7 protein-coding genes are annotated in these 7,302 nt (G+C 51.3%); 4 read left to right on the plus strand and 3 right to left on the minus strand.

Going from position 1 to position 7,302, the window contains the following annotated elements; all coding sequences use genetic code 11:
* Positions 1-150 precede the first annotated feature (150 nt).
* From BMX22_RS08360 to BMX22_RS08370, 3 genes are all read right to left on the minus strand, one after another.
* Positions 151-2,265, minus strand: coding sequence for a polyribonucleotide nucleotidyltransferase (locus tag BMX22_RS08360; RefSeq protein WP_074742021.1), 2,115 nt, complete (start codon positions 2,263-2,265; stop codon positions 151-153).
* Positions 2,266-2,552: 287 nt separating this feature from the next.
* Entirely contained in the window at positions 2,553-2,819 is a 267-nt protein-coding gene (gene rpsO, locus BMX22_RS08365; RefSeq protein ID WP_031561914.1) for a 30S ribosomal protein S15, read from the minus strand.
* 136 nt (positions 2,820-2,955) lie between these two features.
* Positions 2,956-4,080 carry a hypothetical protein gene (locus BMX22_RS08370; protein ID WP_074742022.1) on the minus strand — a complete coding sequence of 375 codons (1,125 nt, stop codon included), beginning with the start codon at positions 4,078-4,080 and terminating at the stop codon, positions 2,956-2,958.
* Between the two features lie 299 nt (positions 4,081-4,379).
* Between BMX22_RS08370 and rpe the strand changes: the two genes are divergently transcribed.
* The 4 genes from rpe to BMX22_RS08390 are packed head-to-tail and all read left to right on the plus strand — an operon-like array spanning position 4,380 to position 7,215.
* A complete protein-coding gene (gene rpe / locus BMX22_RS08375) occupies positions 4,380-5,033 on the plus strand; it encodes a ribulose-phosphate 3-epimerase (protein ID WP_074742023.1) in 654 nt (217 codons plus the stop codon).
* Entirely contained in the window at positions 5,033-6,034 is a 1,002-nt protein-coding gene (locus BMX22_RS08380) for an RnfABCDGE type electron transport complex subunit D (protein WP_074742024.1), read from the plus strand. Before rpe ends, BMX22_RS08380 begins: the two co-directional genes overlap by 1 nt.
* Positions 6,024-6,659, plus strand: a complete 636-nt coding sequence (locus tag BMX22_RS08385) for an Rnf-Nqr domain containing protein (RefSeq protein WP_074742025.1) — start codon at positions 6,024-6,026, stop codon at positions 6,657-6,659. Before BMX22_RS08380 ends, BMX22_RS08385 begins: the two co-directional genes overlap by 11 nt.
* On the plus strand, positions 6,643-7,215 hold the full coding sequence (locus tag BMX22_RS08390; protein ID WP_074742026.1) for an Rnf-Nqr domain containing protein: 573 nt from the start codon (positions 6,643-6,645) through the stop codon (positions 7,213-7,215). Before BMX22_RS08385 ends, BMX22_RS08390 begins: the two co-directional genes overlap by 17 nt.
* Positions 7,216-7,302 lie beyond the last annotated feature (87 nt).

Here is a 7,302-nt window from a genome sequence, read left to right on the forward strand (position 1 = left end):
AGAGTACCCCATAGGGGCAAAATTTAAATTGAAAGTTTTAGGAAGGGAGTTTGAGGGAGAACCCTTTTTCAAAAGGGTTTCCCTCAATAAATACTCCGTATTGCTTCTGTATGAGTACAGCCCTTAGGCAGTTCTTTGTTATCGGCTTTATCAGCCCTTTTTCTTTGCTTCGATGTCTGCGAGTGCGTCCTTGCGGGAGAGGTTGATTCGACCCTGACGGTCTATCTCCGTTACCTTGACTACTATCTCGTCGCCGATGGATACGATGTCCTCTACCTTCTCAACACGCTGCTTGTCGAGCTTGGAGATGTGAACGAGGCCGTCCATACCAGGTACTATCTCTACGAATGCGCCGAATTCCATGATGCGTACTACCTTGCCGCGGTAGATAGCGCCTACCTCGGGGCCGTTAGCAATTGTGTCAACTATCTGGAGAGCCTTGCGGGCATTCTCACCGTTGATACCGCTGATGAATACGTTGCCCTCGTCGTTGATGTCTATCTTTACGTCGCAGTCTGCGGATATCTTCTGGATGACCTTTCCGCCGCTGCCGATGACCTCGCGTATCTTCTCTACGGGTACCTTTGTCTGGTACATCTTGGGTGCGTACTTGCTTACCTCGGCTCTCGGGGCGGGGATTGCCTTGAGCATTATCTCGTCGAGGATATAGATACGTGCCTTGCGGGTCTTCTCGAATGCTTCCTTGATGATAGCAGGGGTGAGTCCGTCAACCTTGATGTCGACCTGTATCGCTGTGATACCCTTGTGTGTACCGCCTACCTTGAAGTCCATGTCGCCGAAGAAGTCCTCAAGACCCTGTATGTCGACCATTGTCATGAACTCGTCGCTGTCGGGCTTGGTGATGAGTCCGCAGGAGATGCCTGCTACGGGTGCCTTTATCGGTACGCCTGCGTCCATAAGTGCAAGTGTGGAACCGCAGATAGAGCCCTGCGATGTGGAGCCGTTGGAGGAGAGTACCTCGGATACGAGACGGAGCGCATAGGGGAACTCCTCAACAGACGGTATTACGGGGGCGAGCGCTCTCTCTGCGAGTGCGCCGTGTCCTATCTCGCGGCGTCCCGGACCTCTGCTCGGCTTTGTCTCGCCGACAGAGTAGCTCGGGAAGTTGTACTGGTGCATATATCTCTTGGATTCTTCCTCGTCGAGTCCGTCGATGCGCTGTGCGTCGCTGACAGGTCCGAGTGTGGCGACAGTGAGGACCTGTGTCTGACCTCTTGTGAAGAGGCCTGAGCCGTGTACTCTCGGGAGCACGCCTGCCTCGGCTGCGAGGGGACGTATCTCGTCGATGCCTCTGCCGTCAACACGCTTGCCCTCATAGAGCCAGTTGCGGACTATCTTCTTCTGGAGCTTGTAGATGCACTCGTCTATCATAGCTGTCTGCTCGGGGTACTTCTCGTCGAAGTTAGCGTGGATATCGTCTATGATGGGAGCAAGTCTTGCGTCGCGGACTGTCTTGTCGTTTGTATCAAGAGCCACCTTTACGCGGTCAGCAGCGAAAGCCTCGATAGCGTCGAACATATCGTGGTCAACTTCCATTGACTCGAATGCAAACTTGGGCTTGCCTATCTGCTTCTGGATGTCACTGATGAATGCGACCATCTTCTTTATTTCCTCGTGACCTGTGAGGATAGCGTCGAGCATAGTGTCCTCGGGGACTTCGTTAGCACCAGCTTCTATCATAACTATCTTTTCTGCTGTACCTGCTACCGTGAGGACGAGGTCTGTCTTTGCGCGCTGCTCAAGAGTGGGGTTGAGGACTATCTCGCCGTCAACGAGTCCTACGTTGATGCCTGCGATAGGTCCGTTCCACGGGATATCGGAAATGGAGATAGCGATAGATGTTGCTATCATGCCTGCGATCTCGGGGGAGTTGTCGGGCTCTACTGCGAGGACTGTCATTACTACGGATACGTCGTTTCTCATGTCCTTGGGGAAGAGGGGACGGATAGGTCTGTCTACGCAGCGTGATGTGAGGATAGCCTTCTCTGTGGGCTTGCCCTCGCGCTTTGTGAAGCTGCCCGGGATCTTGCCTACCGAGTAGAGTCTCTCTTCGTAGTCAACTGAGAGCGGGAAGAAGTCAACGCCCTCTCTGGGCTTTGCACTTGCTGTTACGTTTGCCATTACGACTGTCTCGCCGTAGCGTACCCAGCATGAGCCGTTGGAAAGTCCGCAGGTCTTGCCTGTCTCGACGATGAGCGGTCTGCCTGCATAAGTGGTCTCAAAGGTTCTGTAATTCTCGAACATTGATATGCCTCCTGTAAAAATATTTTTTGCAGCGGCTTTAGCAATAAACTCTGGCGCGGTACATTGTTGTACATTCAACGTGATGTAGGGGCGCATTCCGTGCGCCCGTTGCAGATACATCGCGTTTATTGCGGGCGAGCGGAACTCGCCCCTACACGGTGTTTGTTCGTACCGTGTGGGGATTGGCTGCCGCGCTACAGTTTAATGCTAAACGCCTTTGCTGCTTTTGTTTGTGGAAAGACTTAAAGGCAGAAGGGGACTGCCCCTCTGCCTTCATGGACGTATGATTACTTACGGAGACCGAGCTTCTCTACGATAGCACGGTATCTGTTGATATCCTTCTTCTTGAGATATGCAAGAAGGTTACGTCTGTGACCTACCATCTTGAGAAGTCCTCTTCTGGAGTGGTGGTCGTTCTTGTGGATCTTGAGATGTGCGTTGAGGTCGTTTATCCTCTTTGTGAGAATAGCTACCTGTACCTCGGGAGATCCCGTGTCGTTTGCGCTGGTTCTGTTAGCCTCGATTACGGCTGTCTTTTCTTCTTTTCTGAGCATTGAAAAGCACCTCATTAAAATATATTTCCGTTAACGTAGAAAAGGGTGATTGTTTGAGGACACGCCCTGTTCCAAGTACACGGTGATATAAGTATACCACATATTTTCTTTTTTGTAAAGAGGTTTTTTCAAATTATTATTTTAACCAAAAATCTACTCTCTGATATGCGAGGGATTCAGCCGCAAGCTGAGCATTGAGCGCCGAGTTTATCGCGGCTATCTCGGCATATTTTGCTGCTAATGCAGTATTCATTCTTATGTCTTCGGAAATCTCGATAAGCTGACCGAGCTTTGCGTTTGTCTGTGCCTGCTGGATTATCTGAACAGACTGTAGCTGTATCATCTTATCCATTTTCTGCTTGATAGATTCGAGATTTGCCTGCATAAGTGCTTCGGAGAGCGACTGATTCGATGTTGAAAGATAGTCGTAGAGGTAGTAAACGCCTTGGATATTGCGGAACTGCTGAGGGATTATGTTTGCAGAATAGGCTTTCGCAAGCAGAGCTCCGACAGCTTTCTTTTCGGCGTTGCATTCGTCTATGGCTTTTTGCGCCTTTCCTTTTTTCTTTGAAAGCTCGCTGTTCAGGTTGTCTATCACAACTGCCTGATCTTTTATCAGTTTATCGTTTGCTTCTTTGGATTGCTGGCTTTTCTCTAAATACTCATTAGTCCTTGTTTTCAATGCTTTTTCTTCGTAAACTAAGCCCGCAATAAATAGCGCCACATATAAAACAGGAATAATCAATGCAATGATCCAATAATCGAGAAGTACAAAGACAAAAAAAGCAATACCGGCAATGGCGCCGACACCTCCCATTAATTGGATAAAATCTGTCTTATTTTTTCCGGACTGCTGTTTCATTACTTTGATGTTATCTTCCCTTGTTTTGGAGTTTTGATTAGTGATATTAATGTTATCCTGACGCTTTCTTACTGCGTTGTCTCTTCTCTGCTGAAAATCACAGACAGTTTTCTGCGCTTTGCTGATAGCGAGGTTGTCATTGTGAATGACAGTCTCCATTACGCGAAGCTCATTAAGATATGAAACAAGTACGGGACGTTCAATTTCATCTGTGCTCTTTGGTGCGGGCACAGGAGCAGCAGGAGCACTCGGCGCAGGAGCTGCGGGCTCGCTTATTTGCCCTGCCATAGCCTTTATCGCCTCTAAATCGTATTCCATTCCGCAGCCCTGACAAACACCTGTTTTATTAGCCTGCATCCTTATGTCACCGCCGCAGATGTCGCATTTGAATCCTGCCATATTTATCATCCTTTCACACGAAACAGCCCCTACGGGTCGTTTGGTTCGTTGAATTTTTATGATGCCCCCTACTATGCTGAAGGACACTCTCATTAGTTTGCCGCTTTATCTGAAACTGCTATGCCGTTTGGGATCGTCTCAGAGAGCGCTCCTTTCATCGGAATCTATAAAAATAATATCACAAAAACAGTATGATGTCAATGAACGAAAATAAGTAGAAAATAATTCTTAAAAAGCATATTGACGTTACGACAGAAATAGGCTATAATAAAAGTGTATGAAATTCAGGAAGTGATATAATGAAATACTATGTTTCCGCGTCGGTGCTCAGCGCCGATCTGCTTGATCTGAGAAGTGAAATAAAAAAACTCGAGGAAAGCGGCGTCGATATGCTCCATTTCGATGTCATGGACGGCGTTTTCGTCAATAATATCACCTACGGTCTGCCCGTGCTTGAGCAGGTCAGGAAGGCGACCAATATGACGCTCGACGTCCACCTCATGATAACCGATCCGCTCAAATATGTCGGCGGCTTCGCTAAGGCGGGTGCCGATATCATCAGCTTCCACAGCGAGAGCGTCAGCGATGTCCGCAAGACTATAAAGGCTATCAGGGACGCGGGTGTCAGGACGGCTCTCGCGATAAAGCCGAAAACTCCCGCAGAGTCGGTGTATGACCTCCTCCCCGAGCTCGATATGCTCCTCGTTATGACCGTCGAACCAGGCTTCGGCGGACAGAGCTTTATCTCCGATACCGTGGAGAAGGTCCGCCTTATACGACGGAAAATAGACGAACTCGGGCTGGACTGCGATGTTCAGGTCGACGGCGGTATCAACTATGAGACTGCTCCCGTTGTCAGGGAGGCGGGCGCGAATGTCCTCGTCTCGGGAAGCTGTCTGTTCAAGGCTGAGGATATGTCCGAGGCGGTCAGAAAGCTAAAGGGAGACGCCTGATGCAGACCAAGACCAAATCCGAGCGCTTTATCTGGATAGATATTATGGTCACGCTCCTTACACTGGAGCTCATGGACTATTTTTATTACGGTGTGCGGGCGGTCGTGCTCGGCAGCGTGTGCGCGGGGGCGTCCGTCGTCGCGGAGCTTGTTTGTCTGCGCCTTATGCACCGCAGATTCACTGCCGACGACCTGACCTGTGTGTCCGATGCGCTGATACTCTCGCTGATGCTGCCTGCGGTGTTCGACCTGAAAGTCGCTGCACTGGCGTGTGTGTTCGCGGTGGTCGCTGCCAAGAATATCTTCGGCGGCAGGCTCAATATGATATTCTCTCCCGCTGCGGCGGCTTACGTTTTCCTCTATACTTCGTGGAAAAATCAGCTTCTGATGTTCCCTGAGCCGCACGTACACACGGGTCTGTTCGAGAAGACGGGAAACCTCGTGAGCTCGGCAAGCCACGGCTTTAACATCACGGGTAAAATGGACGTCACCGACTTTGAGATACTGCTCGGGAACGTAAGCGGTCCTGCGGGCGCTGTGAGCATTCTCCTGCTTGCGGTCGCGGCTGCTGTGCTGCTGTTCAGACGCTCTGTCTCGGCGGGAGCATTTATAGGCTCGATTTCGGCAACTGTGCTGCTCGCACTTATTGTTCCCGCTTCCGTGACAAGGGCGGATTCCGTGAAGTATACGCTCGTCACGAATATGGTGCTCTTTGCCTCGGTGTATATCATCGCCGACCGCAGGATAGCTCCGAAACGTGATTATTACGCATTCTTCTACGGGTTCTTCCTCGCTGCGTTCTCGTATATCCTCGTCATAACGACTGCGAAGGAGAACGCGATTGTCCTCGTTTCACTGCTCTTCACCCCTGTCGCTCTCGGCTTCAAGAACCTCGAGAAGCACATCGAGCTCACTCAGCTCGCTGAACAGGAGGAAGCAGCGAAAACTGCGGCTTCTTCCGCTGAAACTGACGGAGAGGAGGCTGCGGCTCATGAAGAATAAGAAGACCGCCATGTTCGACGGACTGCTCGGCGATAATACCGTGCTCTCGTCACTCATGGTCATCTCTCCCGTGATAATGTGCGGCAATACCCTCGAGAACGCTGTTGCACTCATATACGCCTTTTCCGCTATAACGTTCTTCTCTGTCGTGCTCGGCTCGTTCGTGCCGAAAAAGCTGCCTTATGCCGCTAAGATAATCATCAGCGCCGTTATTGCTTCGATAGTCTATATTCCCGTCAGGTCCGTGGCAAGGGAATTCTTCCCCGAGGTCATCGGACGCGTCGGGATATACTTCCCGCTGCTCGCTGTGAATTCCCTCATAGTCGTGCAGTCGGCGACAAAGTTCAGCCGCATGAAGCGCGGAAGCATGGTCGCTTCGCTCGTCTTCTATATCCTCGGATTCGATGCGGTCATGGTCGTTACGGCATTCATCAGGGAGCTCTTCGCATACGGTACGATCGCGGGCAGGCTCGTCGATGCGGATACGCTTGTCAGCGGTCTCGGTCTGCCTTTCGGCGGATTCATCTTCCTCGGTCTGCTCTGCGGACTGTACAGGAAGCTGCGCTCGGCTTCGGGACGCGGCGAAAACAAGTCGGGAGGTGACGGTAATGTTTCTGGTAACTGAGCTCGTCACTCTCCTCGCGACTAACCTCATACTCACGCAGGCTCTCGGTACGAGTACCCTGTTCATCGCGGCGGGCAGCAAGAAGAATCTCCTATGGACGGCTGTCACGATAACCGTTTTTACCACCGTCGGCTCGGGTGCGGCGTACTTCGTGAACGCCCTTCTGCCCGACAGATTCGCGGACCTTACCCTGCTTTTCTACACCTTAATAATAGGAGCTGTTTATGTGCTCTTTCTCACTGCCCTTTATTTCGCGGGCAGCGACAGCTTCGTGACTACAAGGAAATATGTCCATGTTTCGGCGTTCAACTGCGCTGTCATGGGTACGCTCTTTACCATTACGGACAGGGCAGACGCTTATCCGTCCCTCAACACCTTCGTCAATTTCGTGCTGTCGGGCGCGGAGGCAGGTACGGGCTTTATTCTCGCGGCGTTTATCCTGACCGCGGCTTACCGCAAGCTCAATTCCGCTAAGGTGCCTGCTTCATTCAGGGGATTCCCTGCTATGCTCGTCTACCTCGGGCTCATTTCGATGGCTGTTTACGCGCTCAGGTAGCGGGGTGCCCCCGCGGGCGGTTCACGCGGTCGCTCGCAGGCTCGCTCACCTGTACGGAGCGCTGCTCCTTCTCCGCGTGCCATACCG

Origin of the sequence: Ruminococcus sp. YRD2003 (assembly GCA_900109435.1) — a bacterium.
GTDB lineage: Bacteria > Bacillota > Clostridia > Oscillospirales > Ruminococcaceae > Ruminococcus > Ruminococcus flavefaciens_G.